Source organism: Actinokineospora auranticolor, from assembly GCF_002934265.1.
Lineage (GTDB): Bacteria > Actinomycetota > Actinomycetes > Mycobacteriales > Pseudonocardiaceae > Actinokineospora > Actinokineospora auranticolor.
In genome coordinates this window covers 1-17,221 of the sequence record NZ_PTIX01000029.1, presented here as the reverse complement: position 1 = coordinate 17,221, position 17,221 = coordinate 1, and the positions used below count along the sequence as shown (strand labels likewise).

General features: G+C 65.8%; 19 protein-coding genes and 3 pseudogenes. 11 read left to right on the top strand and 11 right to left on the bottom strand.

Annotated features, from left to right (window positions below; genetic code table 11):
- Positions 1 to 19: 19 nt before the first annotated feature.
- Positions 20 to 406, top strand: a complete 387-nt coding sequence (locus tag CLV40_RS32250; RefSeq protein WP_245931702.1) for a BlaI/MecI/CopY family transcriptional regulator — start codon at positions 20 to 22, stop codon at positions 404 to 406.
- Between the two features lie 4 nt (positions 407 to 410).
- Here the strand turns inward: CLV40_RS32250 and CLV40_RS38515 are convergent, their stop codons facing one another.
- On the bottom strand, positions 411 to 644 hold the full coding sequence (locus tag CLV40_RS38515; protein ID WP_181043885.1) for a hypothetical protein: 234 nt from the start codon (positions 642 to 644) through the stop codon (positions 411 to 413).
- Between the two features lie 35 nt (positions 645 to 679).
- On the opposite strand from CLV40_RS38515, the gene CLV40_RS39975 reads away from it, so the two are divergent.
- The 3 genes from CLV40_RS39975 to CLV40_RS32235 are packed head-to-tail and all read left to right on the top strand — an operon-like array spanning position 680 to position 2,524.
- Positions 680 to 1,042, top strand: a complete 363-nt coding sequence (locus tag CLV40_RS39975) for a helix-turn-helix domain-containing protein (RefSeq protein WP_245931701.1) — start codon at positions 680 to 682, stop codon at positions 1,040 to 1,042.
- Positions 937 to 1,587, top strand: a complete 651-nt coding sequence (locus CLV40_RS39970) for an IS630 family transposase (RefSeq protein WP_245931700.1) — start codon at positions 937 to 939, stop codon at positions 1,585 to 1,587. Before CLV40_RS39975 ends, CLV40_RS39970 begins: the two co-directional genes overlap by 106 nt.
- Positions 1,588 to 1,627: 40 nt before the next feature.
- The gene (locus CLV40_RS32235; protein ID WP_104482798.1) at positions 1,628 to 2,524 is read left to right on the top strand and encodes a WD40 repeat domain-containing protein; all 897 of its coding nucleotides are present in this window, start codon (positions 1,628 to 1,630) and stop codon (positions 2,522 to 2,524) included.
- Positions 2,525 to 2,643: 119 nt separating this feature from the next.
- On the opposite strand, the pseudogene CLV40_RS39965 reads toward CLV40_RS32235, so the two are convergent.
- Positions 2,644 to 3,217, bottom strand: a pseudogene (locus CLV40_RS39965) (IS5 family transposase); the annotation flags it as partial.
- A gap of 33 nt (positions 3,218 to 3,250) precedes the next feature.
- Positions 3,251 to 4,264, bottom strand: coding sequence for a helix-turn-helix transcriptional regulator (locus tag CLV40_RS32225; RefSeq protein WP_181043875.1), 1,014 nt, complete (start codon positions 4,262 to 4,264; stop codon positions 3,251 to 3,253).
- A 226-nt stretch (positions 4,265 to 4,490) separates the two neighbouring features.
- On the opposite strand from CLV40_RS32225, the gene CLV40_RS37545 reads away from it, so the two are divergent.
- Positions 4,491 to 5,378 (top strand): hypothetical protein, encoded by an 888-nt coding sequence (locus tag CLV40_RS37545; RefSeq protein ID WP_146108328.1) that lies wholly within the window; start codon positions 4,491 to 4,493, stop codon positions 5,376 to 5,378.
- 64 nt (positions 5,379 to 5,442) lie between these two features.
- Here the strand turns inward: CLV40_RS37545 and CLV40_RS32210 are convergent.
- The 6 genes and pseudogenes from CLV40_RS32210 to CLV40_RS32180 all read right to left on the bottom strand — a co-directional run.
- A pseudogene (locus CLV40_RS32210) lies at positions 5,443 to 5,887 on the bottom strand (DDE-type integrase/transposase/recombinase); the annotation flags it as partial.
- 1,031 nt (positions 5,888 to 6,918) lie between these two features.
- Positions 6,919 to 7,275 (bottom strand): toxin-antitoxin system YwqK family antitoxin, encoded by a 357-nt coding sequence (locus CLV40_RS32200; RefSeq protein ID WP_104482792.1) that lies wholly within the window; start codon positions 7,273 to 7,275, stop codon positions 6,919 to 6,921.
- Complete coding sequence (locus CLV40_RS32195) at positions 7,272 to 8,039, bottom strand: YwqJ-related putative deaminase (protein WP_104482791.1); 768 nt, start codon at positions 8,037 to 8,039, stop codon at positions 7,272 to 7,274. The genes CLV40_RS32200 and CLV40_RS32195 overlap by 4 nt, the downstream gene beginning before the upstream one ends.
- Positions 8,040 to 8,137: 98 nt before the next feature.
- Positions 8,138 to 8,839 carry a WXG100 family type VII secretion target gene (locus CLV40_RS32190; RefSeq protein WP_104482790.1) on the bottom strand — a complete coding sequence of 234 codons (702 nt, stop codon included), beginning with the start codon at positions 8,837 to 8,839 and terminating at the stop codon, positions 8,138 to 8,140.
- Entirely contained in the window at positions 8,836 to 9,156 is a 321-nt protein-coding gene (locus CLV40_RS32185; RefSeq protein WP_104482789.1) for a type VII secretion target, read from the bottom strand. Before CLV40_RS32185 ends, CLV40_RS32190 begins: the two co-directional genes overlap by 4 nt.
- Positions 9,157 to 9,159: 3 nt before the next feature.
- Positions 9,160 to 9,618 carry a YbaB/EbfC family nucleoid-associated protein gene (locus CLV40_RS32180; RefSeq protein WP_245931699.1) on the bottom strand — a complete coding sequence of 153 codons (459 nt, stop codon included), beginning with the start codon at positions 9,616 to 9,618 and terminating at the stop codon, positions 9,160 to 9,162.
- Positions 9,619 to 10,218: 600 nt separating this feature from the next.
- Here CLV40_RS32180 and CLV40_RS32175 point away from each other — a divergent pair.
- From CLV40_RS32175 to CLV40_RS32165, 3 genes are read left to right on the top strand one after another with little or no spacing between them, the layout of a single operon-like run.
- The gene (locus CLV40_RS32175) at positions 10,219 to 10,845 is read left to right on the top strand and encodes a hypothetical protein (protein ID WP_104482788.1); all 627 of its coding nucleotides are present in this window, start codon (positions 10,219 to 10,221) and stop codon (positions 10,843 to 10,845) included.
- Positions 10,842 to 11,636 (top strand): hypothetical protein, encoded by a 795-nt coding sequence (locus CLV40_RS32170; RefSeq protein ID WP_104482787.1) that lies wholly within the window; start codon positions 10,842 to 10,844, stop codon positions 11,634 to 11,636. Before CLV40_RS32175 ends, CLV40_RS32170 begins: the two co-directional genes overlap by 4 nt.
- A gap of 44 nt (positions 11,637 to 11,680) precedes the next feature.
- Positions 11,681 to 12,238, top strand: coding sequence for a response regulator (locus CLV40_RS32165; RefSeq protein ID WP_146108327.1), 558 nt, complete (start codon positions 11,681 to 11,683; stop codon positions 12,236 to 12,238).
- Positions 12,239 to 13,324: 1,086 nt separating this feature from the next.
- Here the strand turns inward: CLV40_RS32165 and CLV40_RS32160 are convergent.
- Positions 13,325 to 13,813, bottom strand: a complete 489-nt coding sequence (locus CLV40_RS32160; RefSeq protein WP_245931698.1) for a tyrosine-type recombinase/integrase — start codon at positions 13,811 to 13,813, stop codon at positions 13,325 to 13,327.
- Between the two features lie 191 nt (positions 13,814 to 14,004).
- Between CLV40_RS32160 and CLV40_RS32155 the strand changes: the two genes are divergently transcribed.
- Entirely contained in the window at positions 14,005 to 14,307 is a 303-nt protein-coding gene (locus tag CLV40_RS32155) for a transposase (protein WP_104482784.1), read from the top strand.
- Between the two features lie 92 nt (positions 14,308 to 14,399).
- Positions 14,400 to 14,960, top strand: a pseudogene (locus tag CLV40_RS32150) (IS3 family transposase); the annotation flags it as partial.
- On the opposite strand, the gene CLV40_RS32145 reads toward CLV40_RS32150, so the two are convergent.
- Positions 14,908 to 16,257: an IS30 family transposase gene (locus tag CLV40_RS32145; RefSeq protein WP_219824174.1), complete on the bottom strand. Its 1,350-nt coding sequence runs from the start codon at positions 16,255 to 16,257 to the stop codon at positions 14,908 to 14,910. The pseudogene CLV40_RS32150 and the gene CLV40_RS32145 sit on opposite strands and share 53 nt — an antisense overlap.
- Positions 16,258 to 16,334: 77 nt before the next feature.
- Between CLV40_RS32145 and CLV40_RS32140 the strand changes: the two genes are divergently transcribed.
- The gene (locus CLV40_RS32140; protein WP_181043874.1) at positions 16,335 to 16,646 is read left to right on the top strand and encodes an integrase core domain-containing protein; all 312 of its coding nucleotides are present in this window, start codon (positions 16,335 to 16,337) and stop codon (positions 16,644 to 16,646) included.
- The last annotated feature ends 575 nt before the right edge of the window (positions 16,647 to 17,221 follow it).

Below are 17,221 nucleotides of genomic sequence, written 5' to 3'. Positions count from 1 at the left end.
GCTGGGTAGCATCCCCCGCGTGCGGACAGCGGACGAGAGCGGAGACCCAGCGCCACGGCGCAGACCGGGTGAACTGGCCTCCCACGTGCTGAACACCCTCGTCGAGGCGGGCAGGCCGCTGTCCCCGGGCGAGGTGCTCGAGCTGCTCGACCCGTCCGGGGCCCTGTCCTACAGTGCGGTCGTCACCACACTGACCCGCCTGCACGAGAAGAAGGCGGTGACCCGCCAACGCATCGGCCGCGCCTACCACTACACCGCCCTCACCGACCCCCCAGCCCTGGTCGCCTGGCGGATGAGCAAACTGCTCGAATCCGAGACCGACCACACCTCCATACTCACCCGCTTCGTGTCCGGACTGGACAAGCAAGACGAGGAAACCCTGCGCCGCCTACTCGGCGAGAGCTAGTGGCTCAGCACGGAACGTTGACCCGGTAATTGATCTTCTTGGTTGACCGGTCAGGCTGGTCCCGCATGTCGATGCGGGAGGTGGTTGTGGCTCGTCGTCCAGATGCGTTCGTCCGGCCCTTGTCGATGGATGAGGGCCGGAAGCTGGCCAAGGTCAGCCGGACCGCGAAGGACCCGGTCCGGTTGCGGCGGGCGATCGTGGTGTTGATGTGCGGCCAAGGCCGGACGGTCAAGGACATCAGTTCGTTGATGCAGGTCAGCGACGATTACGTGCGTGGCGATTCATGCGTTCAACGATCGGGGGTTCGACGCGCTGGACCCAAAATGGAGCGGGGGACGGCCACCGACGATCGGTAAGCAGATCCGTGAGCGGATCTGCCTGATCGCCAGGATGTCCCCCGCCGACTGGGGCATCACCGCGTTCACCACTTGGTCGCTGTCCACGCTGTCCGAGCACCTCGTCGCCCGCGGCACCGTGGTCGCGATCAGCCGGGAAACGGTGCGCCGGATCCTGCGCGACGGTGGTGTCTCGTGGCAGACCACGACCACCTGGAAGCCTCGACCGACCCGGACTTCATCACCAAGATGCACCGCATCCTCGACCTCTACGACCACCCGCCCGCTGACGGTCGGGTGATCTACGTCGACGAGTTCGGGCCGCTGAATCTGATGACCCGCAAGGGAAAGGCATGGCGCCCACTAGCCAAGCCGCGTCGGTTGCGAGCGACCTACAACCGCAACGACGGCGTCATGCACATGCTCGCCGCCCTGGACCTGGCCACCGGCCGAATCACTTACCGGATCCGGCCACGCAAACGCCACCGCGAGTTCGGCGACCTGCTCAAAGCCCTGCGCGCCCGATGGCCGGGCCAGAAGCTCTACATCGTCTGCGACAACCTCTCCCCGCACCGCCACCCCACCGTCCGGGCCTCGGCCGCGGCCAACGACGTCGAACCGGTGTTCCTGCCGACCTACGGGTCCTGGCTCAACTGGATCGAGGCCGAGTTCGCCGCGCTGCGCTACTTCGCCCTCAACGACACCGACCACCGCGGCCACACCGAACAGAACACAGCCATCGCCGACTACATCCGCTGGCGCAACACACGAGCCCAACCCAAGACCGGCTTCGCCACCGACTCACCCATCAGAACCTGGACCGATTACCCGACCAAGGTCGCGTGACGAGCCACTAGCCATATGGGACATCGCCGGGAGCAGGAGCGTGACCAAGGTCGTGGCTCCCGTGCTCACCGAACCCGCGGCCGAGGTGGTGGCGTCGAGCCAACGCGATCTCGCTGCCTCCGCCACGACAGATGGGGACGTCCGCTTGTGGCGAACGGGCATCGACGGATCCATGTTCCCTATCGCCAACATGGCGGCTGAGAAAGGCAAAACGGTGGGACCGGTGGCGCTCTCGGTCAACGGCCGGATGTTGTTCGGGAGCGGGCGATTCTGGGACCTCGAAGATCCCACCAGGCCACGACAACTCCCTGGCAGGCCATCTCGAGCGGCCTCGGTCGTGTTCAGTCCGGACGGCCGCCTCGCGGCGTCCGTCGAACCTCGACTGGACATGGCGGGCGCTGTTCACCTCTGGGACACCTGCCGCGAGCACGACGATCCACCATTGGCCTCCCTCCCCACCCCCGTCAGAGTCGTGGCGTTCGCGAGTGCCCACGTCCTCATCGTTTCAGGCGATGGGGACATCATGCGCCCGTGGAACGTCAGCGATCCTCGCCACCCAGTCGAACTCGGCACGATTTTCGTCAGTCCCCGCCGCGGTGACAACGAAATCCGGTCGGTGGCGATCAGCCCTGACGGTCTGACCCTGGCTGTGATCCCCGACGACGAAGGGCCACCACAGATCTGGAACTTGTCCGATCCGACATTCCCCACCAAGATCGGCGAACTCACGGGCGCGCACAGTTCGACCAAGGCCATCACCTTCAGCGCGGACGGGAAGTCCATCATCACGGCCGGAGACAACACGCTGCAGAAGTGGAATATCGACGTCGAGCGCATCGCCGAACAATTATGCACCGACGCCTCCCCGCGAATCAGCCCATCAGAATGGAGGGAGTACGGGCTATCCCATTTAACCTACCGGCCGCCCTGCGCATGACAGCCCTTATTCGACTGACGTGTTCCGAGTTGACCCCTGCATGGGGGAGGCTGATGCCTGAAGGCGACGGCTCCAGCCAAGGCGCGGAATGAGGTGCGGACGAGGTTGAATCTCGTAGGCTTTGTCGGGTGGAGTTTGTCGGGCCGGAACCGCCGCCCACCCGGCGGTTGACGTATCGAGGGCATCGCGTGGATCAGCGGGCGCGGGACGTGATGGTCGTTGGCGTTGGCCGCCGACACGCCCCCGACCAGCGGCAGTCCGGCCCGGTCGGTCACAACGTGGATCTTCGAGCCGGGCTTGGCCCGATCGACCGGGCTGGGACCGGTCAGAGACCACCCTTTTCGCCCGCACCGCGGCGGCGTCGACCACGACCCGCGACCAGTCCACTAAACCCTGTTCACCGAGCCGGTCGAGCACGGCGTGGTGAACCCGGGTCCAGAGCCCGGCCATGGGTCCAGTTGGTGAATCGCCGATGCGCAGTCGGTACCGTGACCCCGAACGACCGCGGCAACATCCGCCACGCGCACCCGCTGTTCACCACGAACACGATCGCGGTGAACACCGCCCGATCATCCAACGGGGCCGTTCCGCCGCCTGCGGGCGAGACGCGAACCCCGGAATCAACGGCTCCACCAACGCCCACAACTCATCCGGCGCCAACCGCAACGACAACCCATCCACACCTAAGATCATCCCACATCAAGATCAACCACGCGAGACAGGGTCTTAGCCTCGCCATCCACTTCGCCAGAGAACGCCGACTGCGTCTGCTCGGTTGCGGGCATTGAGCTTCTTGTGGACGCGGTCCAACTGGTTCTTTACAGTGTGCTTGCTGACGCACAGTTCCTGAGCCGCTTCCTCGATGCTCGCGCCCGTGGCCACCGCCTCCAACGCGGCTCGTTCGCCAGGGGCAAGTTGACGGATCTGTTGGCTTTCGTTTGGTTCACTGCGGAACAGGATTATGGTTCCTGGCCGAGCGTCCCGGGCTCCTGCGGTGATCCTGCCGAGGTGGACGTCGGATTTTCTGGCCGTCGCCACCAAACGTGACGTTGTGGGGGTGAGGGGTTTTCCCGGTGAGAACTCGTGTCCTGCGGGTACCGCTTCCGGGTTACCCGCCGTCACGCGGACTATGCCGGAGGCGTCCACATGGACCAGGAACGCTTGGATAGCGGGATTTTCCAAGCAAGAAAGTGAATCCACCAGCTCGGCAATGCGCGCTGCTTCGGTTGTCTCGTACAAGGAGTCCAGCAGGCTGGCCTGGAGGCAGGACACGAGCACCACGTCACGATCGGTGAAATCCGAGCCGCCTCGACTGAGTGCGATGGCGTGCACCTCGCCGGACCCCAAGGGCAGTGCGAGGGCGAGTTGCCGATCTATGCCGACCGGTCGATAGAAGTACTCGTACAGCTCCCGACCACGCAGTGCCTTCAGAGAGACTATGTCCGACCAGCGTACGGGCACCAGTTGCCGGGTCCGCGCGTACCACTCCAACAGCGGCTGCTGGCCGGTGTACGCACGGTAGGCCTCGTGGTCGGCGGTATCCATGGCCCCTGGTGGCCATGTGCGGAAGTCGTTGCGCATCCGTCGCGGCTCGAATACGTTGCTGGTACCTATCTCCGCGTCCACCGCCGCCATCAGTCCGGCAATGACGGAGGGGAGCACCGCGTCGGGGCTGGACCGGTCAATGGCGTCGATGATCTCCCGCGCGAGCCGCAGATCCGCGTTGGTGGCCTCTCGCACGCACGTCCTCCTCATGACGTCCCGGCCGCTGCTCGAAAGGGAAGTTTTTCCTATTTTGACCTACGACCGTCCATGTCAGAATTTTGCCCGGCGGCCGACGCCGCCGTCGTTCCTCGTTCGGAAGGAAGCGTCAATGTTGGACCTGATTGGGTCGCGAAGGCAAGGGCCGGAGCCTATTTGTCCGAACTCTGACCATCGCGAGAACGTCGGCTGACCGGACGGATCGATGACCACGACAAGCGAGGAAGACCAGTTCAACGCCCTCGTGCGCAACGAGATCACGGATGTCAAAGGCGGATGCGTCACCCAGACGGGTGAGGTTGGTGGCGGGCTGCACATTTATCCGCCTTCATGCGGAAAAGTCGCAAACAAACCTCACCCTCGGCGTAGTAGGTGGTATCCAACCGGGGCACGCCGAATCTCGACGGTGATGGGTGCGGCAGGGGTGATGATGATCGTAGCCGCGCTGCCGCAGGGCTCGGTTCCGGAGGCCACGTGCTGCGCTCCGGCGATCGAAACAACGAAGACCGGCACACCGACCACCATCACGAGGATGACGACAACCTCGACGAAGCCGACCACGTCGGCCGCCGCACCGCGCAGGAGCTCGACGGAAGTCAATGTGGTGGCGCCCACTGGCGAGAAAGTCGCGACGTCCAACCCCTCGGCTCCTCCGGCCGACACGGAACCGGGTGAGCCGCTGGTCAGCATCGCCCCGGTTGCCCTCCACCTCGCAAGTTATCCGCGCACCTGTGTCATCAACGGCCACGCCTACCCGAACTCGATCCTCCTCACACCCACCGCGTCCGAGGCCGCCCGGGTGGACTACCAACTCCCCGACGCCACCCGGTTCGTCGCCACCATCGGACTGGTCGAGACGTCGACCGGGACCTCGCCCAACGGCACGATCTTCGTCCAGGACGGTGGCACCGACCAGCGGACTGGACACACGCCCAAACCCCTGCCCGACACGCGTGTCGTCTATGGCCGGAGGATTCCGGTGGATGTGAGCATCCACTCGGGCACACCGCTGCGGATCCAGGGATCTGCGGGGGCGAGTCTCGCGCTGTGCGTGGCCAATCCGCGTGTGGAGCGAGGAGACCCCTCCAGCTAGGTGCGATGTCCGGAGAGGTTGGTTGGCCGGATGGGGTGATGCCGAGCTCGGTGCAGGTGTCTCACCAAGTGTGGGATCGGTAGGCCGAGCCGTTGTCGGACAGGACTCGTTCGACGGTCACGCCCAGGTCGGCGAACCGGGCCACCGCCCGGCGCAGCACCGCTATGGCGGTCGCGGCGGTTTCATAGGTGTGGATTTCGGCGTAGGCGACGCGGGAGTGGTCGTCGATGACGGTGTGGACGAACCGCGGTCCCGATCCTTGTTTTGCGGTGGGCGTTGCGTGGCTTGCCCGGTGTCGCGGCCCGGTTGCGGTCGCCCTGTTGTCGGCCGACGTAGCGGTGTCCGCCGCCGTCGGGGATGTTGACGAACTTGGTGACATCGACGTGGATCAGCGAGCCGGGGTGGTCGTGTTCGTAGCGGCGCAGCGGTTCGCCGGCGACCTGATCGGTGCGGGACAGGCGGTTGATCCGGCAACGCACCAGCACCGCGTGCACGGTCGAGGCGGACAGGCCCGAGCTGGTCCGAGACGCCCTCGACCTCGCTGTCAAACGGGTCCTGATCAGCGATAATGCGTTTTTCCCGCCGATCGCGGGTCTCAATACACCTCCAGGCTGTTCCGCTCCGCGCTTGCAGGGCACGGCATGCGTCCGTCGGTGGGGCGGACCGGGTCGTGCTTCGAAAGTGCGGTCGCGGAATCGTTCTTCGCCATCCTCAAGACCGAGATCGGAACCACCGTCTTCGACATCCGCGACAACGCCCGACACGAGGTTTCGCCTACCTCGACTCCTACAACCACGACCGTCTACATTCGACACTCGACTACCGGACCCCGCACGAAGCCCGCGTCGACTATCGTCAAGGTCTCACCCTCGTGACATGAACTCCGTTGTCCGGTCATCGGGGACAACCTCAGAAGCGGTTCCTCGACAGATCCACTTCACAACCGGAGGTCTTCACCTGTCAGCACGACAGGCCGTCACCGGCCACCTCAACTCGGGACAACGTCCCCGGACATCACAGGCGGCAGGTCCATACTCAATGGTCGGCCTACTGTCGTCACCCCCTGGCAACCAATCGCACAGCCGGGACACACAGGAGCAGGAGCGAAACCGGAGAGTTGTGCCTACTTGACTGTGCGTCAAGTGCACTTAACCTGCGTGAACCACTCCCCCAGACGCAGTGGATTCTCCGTTTCCGCTGGTCAGCGCCACGTTGGGCCGCCACTGGGGGCCAAGGAGACGTATCTTTCCGCGAGGTTATGGGGTCATCTTCTCTGCTTTGGTGCGTTCTCGGCGAGCAGTGGCGCGTTGGCGACGAGTCCACTGTACTCGCGGCTAATCCCGGAGAAACTTGTTCGTAAGAGTGGAGGGGACATGGGGAGAGCGATCGCCCGCGCTATGCCCTTGATGATGCGCTGCCCGCAAGCAGTGAGTTTTGAACCACGGGCCGGTCACAGGTCATGTTTGGGGTCCGCCGCTCGCTCGCTCGGCCACCAAGCACGGTGCCAGCCGGAACTGCTCGGTCGATCGCCGAGCCCGCCTTACGTCGCGCTGTAGTCCTCGACCACGGTGCCGTCCACCGCCCAGCGCAGCCTGCGGAGCAATCTGCCTGAATCGTCGAACTCGTCGCGCCCGGCAAGGCCGCCGTCGCGGTGCCAGAACTCGTGCACGCCGACCGCGGTGCCGTAGCGGACAGCGCCCGCGGCCTTGGGCTCGCCGGACGGGTACCACTCCGCAGAGGGGCCGTCCTCCATCCCGTTGAAGTACGTCGTCAGCGCGACGATCTGCCCATTGGGCGCGCGCTCGACGACCTCACCGGTGAACGGCTCGCCCTGATAGACGACGTGCAGGTCGTCCTCGGTGTCGACGTCGTCGAACTCGACTCGCATGCTGATCACTCCGGGATGAACTGGCTGTCGGGGTGGCCGCCATCCTGGGTAAGCCGACCCGCGTTGCTGGGGGTACCGGCGAGCATTCTATGGCAGTTGGCGCAGCACGGGGCGGGCTGCGGTCCGTCCTGCCGGAACGGGAACCTGTTGTCCACCCGGAACTCCGACATCACCGACGAGTCGGCGTCGGGACCGCGCCGCCACAGCAACTCGTTCACGACCTTCACCTCGGCGTGCCTCAACGGGTTGTCGCCGTGCGGGAACGGCGTCATGACCTGCTGCCCGTCGCGCATTAGCGGTGTGCCGTCTCGGTTGTATTGCGGGTACGGGCCTGCCGCGCGCATCTGTTCGACTCTTTCCCGCAGCACCGGGTGCAGCCGGTCGTCGGGGATGACGTCGGTCGGTCTGCCGTTGACGCCCTCGACCACAGCGCCGGTCCGGGAGTCGATGCCGACCGAGTTGACCGGGCCAGCCTCCTTGGCCGAGATCGTGCCCTCCTCCCGCATCTGCCGGATGTTGTCGGTGCGCTGGGCGGCGATGTCACGCAAGCGTTGGTCGACCGAAACGCCGTCGACGTGCGTGATCAGACTGTCGGCGTCGCGGGTGAGGCTGCCCTCCAGCACCCCGAGGTCCTGCGGGGTGGCCCGGTCGCGCGGGATCGGCGGCACGTTCGGCCGGGTCGACGTCGGCGTGCTCGACGGGGCCGTGCCGGACGGGCCCGCGGGCGTGCCCGCCTCCATCGACTCACGGGTCGCCCTGATCGCCGAGCTCATCCCCGAACCCGCCGAGCCGTGTGACCGCGACGGCCTCTTCGGGTTCGGGCCGTCCGTACCGCCGCTTCCCGGGTGCCTGGGTTTCGGAGTCACCAGCGCTACCCGTTCAGCAGCTTCGTCAGGTTGGTAAGACTGTTGACCAGGCCCATGGTGTAGGTGAGGATGCGTCCCGCCCACTTCACCACGGCCGCCACGATCTGCGCCGCGACCACCGGGATCGTCACCACGAAGATCGCCTCGACCGCCCACACGATCACCCGCGCCACCAGGTCGGCGATCAGGTCGCGGACGATCTCGCGGGTCATCTCGACCAGACCGCCCGCGCCCTCAGTCGCCGCCGCCATGCCCGCGGCGATCGCGCCCAACCCGGCGGCCGCGTCCACGTTGTTGACCATCAGCGCGCGATAGGAGTCGGCTGCCGGACCCGACCAGTCCGGGATGTCGTCAGTCAGGAACGCACCGAGTTGCTCAGCCGCCTCGGCCATCTCGTTCGCCATGTTCGTCCAGGTCGCGGCATGCGCACGGACCACATCAGGCTTCCCGGTGAGCTCATCGAGCATCTCGCGCAGTGGCTCGAAGTACTCCATCGCCCAGCCCAACCCGTTGGCCAGGAGCGCGCTGATCGGATCCAGCACGGACGCCGCGACCTCGACACCGAGGCCGACGCCCGCGAGGACGTCGTCGACCCAACCCTCGCTCTTGATGGCATCGACCAAGCCCTCAATGCTGTCCGCCAGCCCGGCCCCGGTCCACGCCTCCCGCGTGGACTGGACCGGGGCCACCAGGGAGCCGTCCGTCACCTAAGTCCTTCCCCATCCGCAGAGCGGATCATCAGCGAGTTGGTGTCCTCGGTGGCCTCGTACTCGTCAGCGCAGTCGCGCAGGGCTCGCGCGACCAGCTCCAGGTTCGACTCGACGCCCGAGACGAGCTCATCGGCCTCACGGTGCTTGCCCTCGAGGACGCCGGAGATCCACCCGCACAGCAGCCCGTACGCCTGGTTGTCGCCCGAGATGTGCGAGCTGGCCGCCCGCACCGCCGCGAACCGCGCGTGCACCGCCTCGACGTTCGCCGCGTGGACACGCAATTGTTGGACGCCGACGTGGAAACCGTCACCCATGCCTCAGTCCCGTCTGAGCGGGGATCGGGAGTCGAAATGCTCATCGTCGTCGGATCGCTCGGCGGGCTCCCCGCCGAACTGGCGGCCGAGCTTCTCTGCGATGGCCCGCCCGGTTGTCGACTCGGCCCCCATCGTCTCCGCGATGACCTCCTGCGACCGCTGGGCCAGCGTCGCACGAGCGGACCTGATAGTGGCGAGGATTGCCTGGGCCACCGCAGAGGGCGCCGATCGCTGGATCTGCTCCGTGAGCTCCAGGTCAACGACCGCGCCGGTGGAGTCGACCGTGACCTCGCCCATGCCGCCGGGATCTCTCGCGGTGACCCGCAGATCCTTCAGCCGCTCCCCCATCGCCTGAGTGTGGGCCGCCAGTTCGTCGATCCTGCCCTTCCAGGCCGCCAGCCGCTCCCGCGCCCCGTCGGGATCGAGAATGTCCCCGTCCATGTCCCTCTTCAGGTCGCCCACCGTGACGTCTACCAGACTAACCGGCCGCCGCTCGCCATGAGGGCGAACGACTCAGCTACCTTCAGCTGGAGCGCCATCCACCCGGTCCTGGCAACGAACACGAACCTGTCGGGAGAACCGCCTCGGAACAGGCGATTCACCCGCGTCGGCTAACTTGAGTTTTAACCTGTTCGGCGGGGTCGTGGGTTGCTGGGCTTCTCTTTCTTGTTGGTGCTGGTGAGGGTGTGGACGTCATAGCGCGGGGTGGGGTGCTAGTTGGGGATCCCGGGTGGGCGGCCGGGGCCTGGTCGGCAGGGTTTCGGGACACGTGCAGAGCAGGTGGTGTGTGGGCGGAGATTCCGAAACCCTCTGCGGACTCGGGCTGGGGAGAGCCGGTCGGGTGGGTGGGTTCACCCTGGGACTGCCGCAGATCGGTCGCGAGGCCACGAGCGACGCGGAGTTGGGCGTAGACGGCCAGCAGGAGCCGGGTCCACCGGTCGCCCTGTTCGGGTGTGCGAAGTCTCCGGGGTGATCCGAGCACGAACGGCACCGAGGCGTAACATGTACGACTCACTGGCCGATCACCCCGGAAACACCCGCCCACAGCCGGGAGCCCGAAGAGTGATCGTCCAGTGGTGCGTCAAAGGCCTCCACCTCCCGTCCGACGCAACCGCGACGGCCATCGTCAACACCGGTCAGGGTCTGCTGTGCAACTGGTGGCGCCGCGTCGGGACGATCACCCCGGCCGGGATCCGGACCCGTCTGACCGAGGACGACCTGGAGCGGCACGTCAATCACTTCGACGCCACCGACTCCGGCACCGGTGAGACTTACGGGGCGAACAGTCCGTTCATCTCGCTGTCGGCGGGCGTGGTCGAACGGGACGCCATCGCGAAGACCAATATCGCGCACCGGGCCCGCCGGACCGCGTTCCACTTCGGCACCGGTTTCGGCGCCGTCGACCACGCCTACCTGTTCACCTGCTGGGTGCTGCTGGCCCCGCGGCGCGCGGTCGAGATCGAAGGCGTCGCCGAGGAGGTGCGTGACCTGAACACCTACCGGCGGTTCTCCCCTTGGCAGACCGAAGGCGAGATCACCGCGAAGGTCAGCGTCCCGGACAACCAGATCCGGTCCTGCGAGCGGCTGGAGTTCTCTGACCGCGGTCGGCTCCGCGTCGCGTGGCGGTTGGACAACCCCCGGTTCACCAGCCCGGAACGGCTGTCCAACGTACGTGGACTGATCTCGTGAACGAGGAGGACTTGGCGGACTTCGGCCTGTCCAGGGAGGTGGTCCTCCGAACGGCGAGGTTCCACCGGCGATACGCGGACGCCGTGGCGGCCGAGCAGGCCGAAGACGAGTACCTGCGTGTGGCCGAGGCCGCGACGGCCTACCGTGAAGCCGCGCAGTGGGAACTGCTCAACGCGCCCGCGCGCGCCGTCGATCCGATGTGGCGAGCCGGATCGCTGTACGCGCGAATCGGCCACGCCTACGGGGACTACCTGAGCGCAGTCGCATCTGGAGAACGGATGGACAGCGCGGTGAGACGGCCGATCGCCGGCAATGACGACGTCGAGTACGACGTGGTACGGATCCGGAATCCGCAGCAATCGGCTTACCAGTGGCTGATCGACGCCGCGCAGAGCCGGTCTTACACCCGGCAGAACCCGGATGGCCCACACCTGGAAGAACAGGTTGCGCTCGTCGGCGCGCTGGGAATCCCCGTCCGCCGGTACTGGCAGCTCGCCCAAGCCCTTCACGGCTCCTGGGAAACCGCCGCGCGCACCGTCGCAGAGGCGCTGACCGCCACCGCACGGCGCTACTCGGAGGTGATGGAACTGGCGAGTACCAACGAGTACCTGTGGCGCAACGGAGCCGCGCCGGTGGACATCGGTGATCTCGACCTGGCCGGGATGGCCACGCTGACCGCCCGCCGGTTCGGTGCCGAGCAAGTGCGGGCGGCGGTGCTGCGAGCGGGCGAGGTGCCGTACCGGGGTCTGCTCATCATCGAAGCGGGCTTCGAGCTCGCCGAACTGGCCTGAGGGAGACGTCGGCGGTGGATGTGACCGTACTGGTTGTCGTGGTCGTGGCAGCGGTCGTGATCGGCGGGCTCGGGCTGGCGCTGGTGCGAGCACATGCTCGGGGCTCGGACGTGCTCGCGGAGCTCTCGGTGGCCGACTGGTTCAGCCTGAAGGTCAATTTGACGGCGGCGGAGGCGGCGCGGGCCACAACGGCCGTCGAAGCAGCCGCGAGCGAGCGCGGGACCGAGCCGGAGCGGCGGGAGATCGCGCCCCGGGCACAAACCCCGGCTCGGGTGCTGTGGGTGGATGACAACCCGGACAACAACGTCCACGAGACGATCGCGCTGGAACGGCTGGGCCGGTTCGTGGTCAAGGCGACCAACAGCAGGGCGGCACTCGACTACCTCAAGGAACTCGATATCGCGCTTGTCATCACCGACCTGCATCGTGGAGACGACTCCGACGCCGGGCGCGACCTGGCAGCGAGACTGGCAGGACGACTACCGGTAGTGGTGTACACGGGAGACGCGGGAACCGCCGGGGTCGTACCCGGGGCAAGTGCCGTCGTCGACCAGCCGTGGGACCTTGTCGACGCGGTGCAACGGCTTCTCGCGCGAACCTGAGGAAAGCGCTCAGCGCGGGAACCGCCGATGGCGAGTAGCCAGACCAGCTCCAAAGCCAACACCAGCCGCAGGAGCAGGAAGTGCCAGGTCGGTGAACGGGTTATCGGCGAAGGCGATAACCGCGGCGGCTGTGGTGTGCAGGCCAACTCGCCCAGTTGGGTGGTCGCCGGATAGAAGCGGGCGTACAGGCTCGGTAAAGGTGGTGCGGGCCTCAGTGGTGATGGAGAGTGCGGTGGCGAGGGTCGCCCGCCAAGGGGTTCGCCGACGATGAACCGACGAGGTCCCACGCTGCTGCAGCACCGCCTTGAGCCAGGTCAGGCACGACGATGCCAGCAGCGGTGGGTGGCGGTATTGCCGCCGCCTGCGAGCAGGCTGTTCGCAGTGTTGGTCGAGGAGCCGCAACCGGTTAGAGATGGCACCGCGAGCGCGGCGGTAAGCGTTCCACCGAGCCGCGGGCGACGCAGGGGCAGTGAAATGGACCCTGTGCGGCAGGTGTCGGGCAGGGGGAGCCGCCTGCCTCGCACCGCCACCGACTTCACCGCGTCGACCACAGCGCGCTCGCAGTGAACACCGTCGCCGACAGCGAGCCCGTAACGGATGGCTCCGGCACGAATTCCACGTGCGGACAACGGAACCTAGGGAGACACACGACCCGTCACCGAGGGCGACTCGATATCACCATCAACCCCTCGCGCCTCCACAACCGACGACTGACCCGCCAGCGCGCGCCCCCACCAGGCGAGTAGGAAGTGCGCATCCCGCACAAACCAGCCCCAGGGCTTGGACGCACTAGAGCCGGAGCGGAACCGGAGACTTGTGCCTACTTGACCGATCGTCAAGTGCGTTCAACCTGCGTGAACCACTCCCCCACACGCAGCGGATTCTCTGTCTCCGCTGGTCAGGGCCACGTTTGGCCGCCACTGGGGGTCAAGGGGTCGCAGGTTCGAATCCTGTCAGCCCGACGGTCGAAGCAACGCCCCTCACCAGCGAGTTTTCGCAGGTGAGGGGCGTTTTTCTTGCCCCTGGTGTTGATCATGCATTGATCCACTTCAGACGGTCTTGGGGACCATTTGGGGACCACATCACCTAGACCACCCGCAGCCGAGGCGTCCGGGGCGCGTGCAGGTGCGCCGAGAGCAGGTCGCCCGCGTTCGTGATCGACTGCTTGTCCGGGTGGATGTACCGCTGCGTTGTGGTCGGCGACCCATGCCCCGCGATCACCCGCAGGACATGCACCGGAACACCAGCATCGGCCAACCACGTGATCCCCGTGTGGCGCAGATCATGCCGACGCAGATGCTCATAACCCAGTTCACCCACCACCTCATCCCAATGCGTCGCATCCCGCAGCACAGCAGTCGTGATCCGACCGCCCCGCGGCCCCGTGAACAACCGCGCCTCCGGATCACGGTCCAACTCCGAAATCCGCCGCTCGATCATGTCCCGAATCTCGACAATGATCGGCACATCCCGCGCCCGCTTGCTCTTGGTCCCCTTGTCCGCCAACCCACCAGGCCCAGGAGTCGTCTGCCGCCGCACATTCCAGATCCACGACTTGGTATCGATGTCCTTCACCCGACACCCCGACGCCTCACCGATACGCGCCGCAGTGCAGCCCATGAACTTGATGACGTCGCCCCAACCACCGAACTCACCGGCCGACTCGCCACCAACCCATCCGCAAGCCGCGTCAAGGCATCCCAACTAACGACCTCTGGAGTGCCATGGATTTCTCGGACATCAGACCCAAGTAGAATGGGTCCTGGATGATCGGAGATGTCATGGGTCAACGTCGTCGTCGTTTCTCGCCGGAGTTCAAGGACGAGGCCGTGAAATTGGTCGAGTCCGGCGTATCGGTCGCGGAGGCGGCCCGCCAGTTGGGCCTGATCGAGCAAACCCTGCGAAATTGGGTGGAGACGCACCGAAAGAAGAACCCGACCACGGCCACCCCGTTGAGTGTGGACGAGCGCGCGCGGTTGCGGGAACTGGAACGCGAGAACCATGAACTTCGCATGAAGAACGAGTTCCTGGGAAAAGCCGCGGCCTTCTTCGCCCGCGACTATCGGTGAGCGAGATCTACGAGTTCATCGACGGCGAAAAAGGCAGCTACCCGGTAGCATCGATGTGCGCGTGGATGGGCGTGTCCTGATCGGGTTTCCACGACTGGCGCGCGCGGCCGGTATCGTTCACCGTGGAGCGCCGGGAATCACTCAAAAAGCGGATCGCGATGATATTCACCGAATCCCGACGCACCTACGGGTACCGGCGGGTGCACGCCGCGTTGGCGCGCCGAGGCGACAGGTGCGGGGCCGAACTCGTGCGGATGATGATGCGTGAGCTGGGCTTGGCCCCGGTCGGGCGGCGACGTCGACCGGTCACGACGGTTCCGGCACCCGATGCCCACGCCACGCCGGATCTCGTCCGTCGCGATTTCACCGCGGACCGCCCAGGACACAAACTGGTCGGCGACATCACCTATATCCCCACCGGACAAGGGTGGCTCTACCTGGCCACCGTGATCGACTGCGCGACCCGGAAAATCATCGGCTGGTCCTGCGCAGACCATCTGAAAACCAGCCTCGTCCGTGACGCGATCACCATGGCCGCCACCCGCACCACGCTCGCCCTCGACGCCATCTTCCATTCCGACCGCGGCACCCAGGGTGGATTCAACCGGTCGTCGCAACACCGTCCTGTTGTGTGGAGAGTAACAGTTGGTTGAGTGCTTCGGTCGGCGTCTTCCAATTGAGTGTCTTGCGAGGTCGGCTGTTCAGTACGGCGGCGATAGCGGTGAGTTCGTTGAGGCTCCATCGGGCCAGGTCTGTTCCTTTGGGAAAGTATTGACGGAGCAAGCCATTCGTGTTCTCGTTGGTTCCGCGCTGCCATGGGCTGTGCGGGTCGGCGAAGTAGACCTCGACGCCGGTGTCGAGGCGCAGGGTGGCGTGCTGAGCCATTTCTTTTCCCCGATCCCAGGTCAGGGATCGCCGCAATCGCGCGGGCAGCGTGGTGATCGTCGAAGTGATGGCGTCTCGGACGGCCGCGGCTCCGTGTCCGGCCAGGGCCGGGCCGTTCTTCACTCTCGGCTCGGTTCCGTAACCTTCCATGCGGGGTAGGTGCAGCAACATCGTGTAACGAGTGGAGCGCTCCACGAGGGTGCCGATCGCGGACTTGTCCAGACCGATGATCAAATCTCCCTCCCAATGCCCGGGGACGGCACGGTCCTCGGCTTCCGCGGGCCGCCGGCTGATCATCACCTCGGGGGTGACCATGCCGTCGTGACGCCGCCGAGCACGAGCGCGGGGCACTCGCAATGCGCGACCGGTTCGCAGGCAGGCAACCAGCTCCCGTTCCAAGGCGCCACGACCATGGATGTAGAGCGCCTGGTAAATCGCTTCATGACTGATTCTCATGGATTCGTCATTCGGGAAATCGACCATCAACCGGCGAGAGATCTGTTCCGGGCTCCACGCCAACGCCCATCGGCGGTCTTGCCGCTGCGGCTTGTTCCTTCCCTTCCACGGCGCGGTCGCGGGTCCGGGAACCGGCGTTCCGTCCGCGCGGCGAACGCGCCCCGCCAGCCGTTCCTGAACATATGCGCGTAGTTGCTCGTTCACCACCAGCCTGGACGCCTTCGGGCGTCGGGCTTGCCGGTCGGCATGCCACTGCGCAACCGAGGCTCGATAGTCCAGCGCGCCACCACGGGTGGCCGCGTTGCGTCGCAGTTCCCGTGAGATCGTCGATGCAGAACGGCCGATCCGTCGAGCGATCTCCCGGACGCCAAGTTCCCGCACTCGCAACAGCGCGATCTCTTCACGTTCGGCGAACGACAGAAATCTGCCCGAGGGCGGGGCCAGGCTGATCGACGGCATACCACCACCTTCCCGGAACCACCGCGTCCCCAACGGCATCGACACGCCACACGCGACCGCCGCATCCTCACTGGACAGTCCACCAGCGATCAACCCCCAGAAACGACGTCGATCCTCATCACGATTGACCGGCGGCCGCCCCGGAGACATCAACGGCGGACGACCCGCCGCGATCGCCGCCCGCGCTCTCCCTTGTGCCACAACACCACTCCTCCACGATCAAAGTGTTGCGACGACCGGTTGAATCCACCCAGTACACTTCCGCCGAGTTCCGCGAACATCTCGACGAGCACAACATCACACCATCACTCGGACGCACAGGCGTCTGCTGGGACAACGCACTCGCGGAATCATTTTTCGCCACCCTCAAAAACGAACTCGTTCACCACACCACCTATCACACCCACACGCAAGCCCGCCACGAAATAGCCGCCTATATCGAACTCTTCTACAACCACACCCGACTCCACTCCACCCTCGGCTACATCACCCCCAACGAAGCCGAAAACCTCTACCACACAACACCATCAGCAGCCTGAAACCCCACTAACCACTGTCCGAGAAACCCATGGCAGACCACCTCGTGCATGGTTGGGTCGCTAGGCAGAACAGGCGCGGGACGCGGGGGGACGCCGTCCTCGATCAGCTAGGTCTGGCGGGTGTGGCGTAGGTCATGGAAGTGCATCCCGACCTGTAGTGGCGCCCAGCCGAGTTAGGGGGTCGGCTTGAAGCCTGCTCCGACTCCCCGAAGGTCAATGGGCCTCACTACCTCGGCAGCTGCCAGCGCGCTGGGAGGAAGATTGGGTGGCAGGCACGCGAGCAGGACCGCAGGCGCACCTTGCCCGGGCGTCACATCAATCCCACCAACCGACGATAGTCACCACCCACCGCCCCGATCGCGTGTACAACCGCTGCCGCGTTCTCCCCGCCTAGCCGCAATGCCGGTCGGTTAGGTGGTTTCGGCTGGTCGGCGGCGGTGTCGGGTCTTGCTGGGCGGGGTGAGGGTGATGTTCGAGTGGGGTGGTCGGCTGTTTCGGAGTTGTTGTCGGTGTCGTGCGCGTTTGACCGGGAAGTTGCTCATTTTCCGTTTGATCACCCGCGGGTAGCTCCGGTG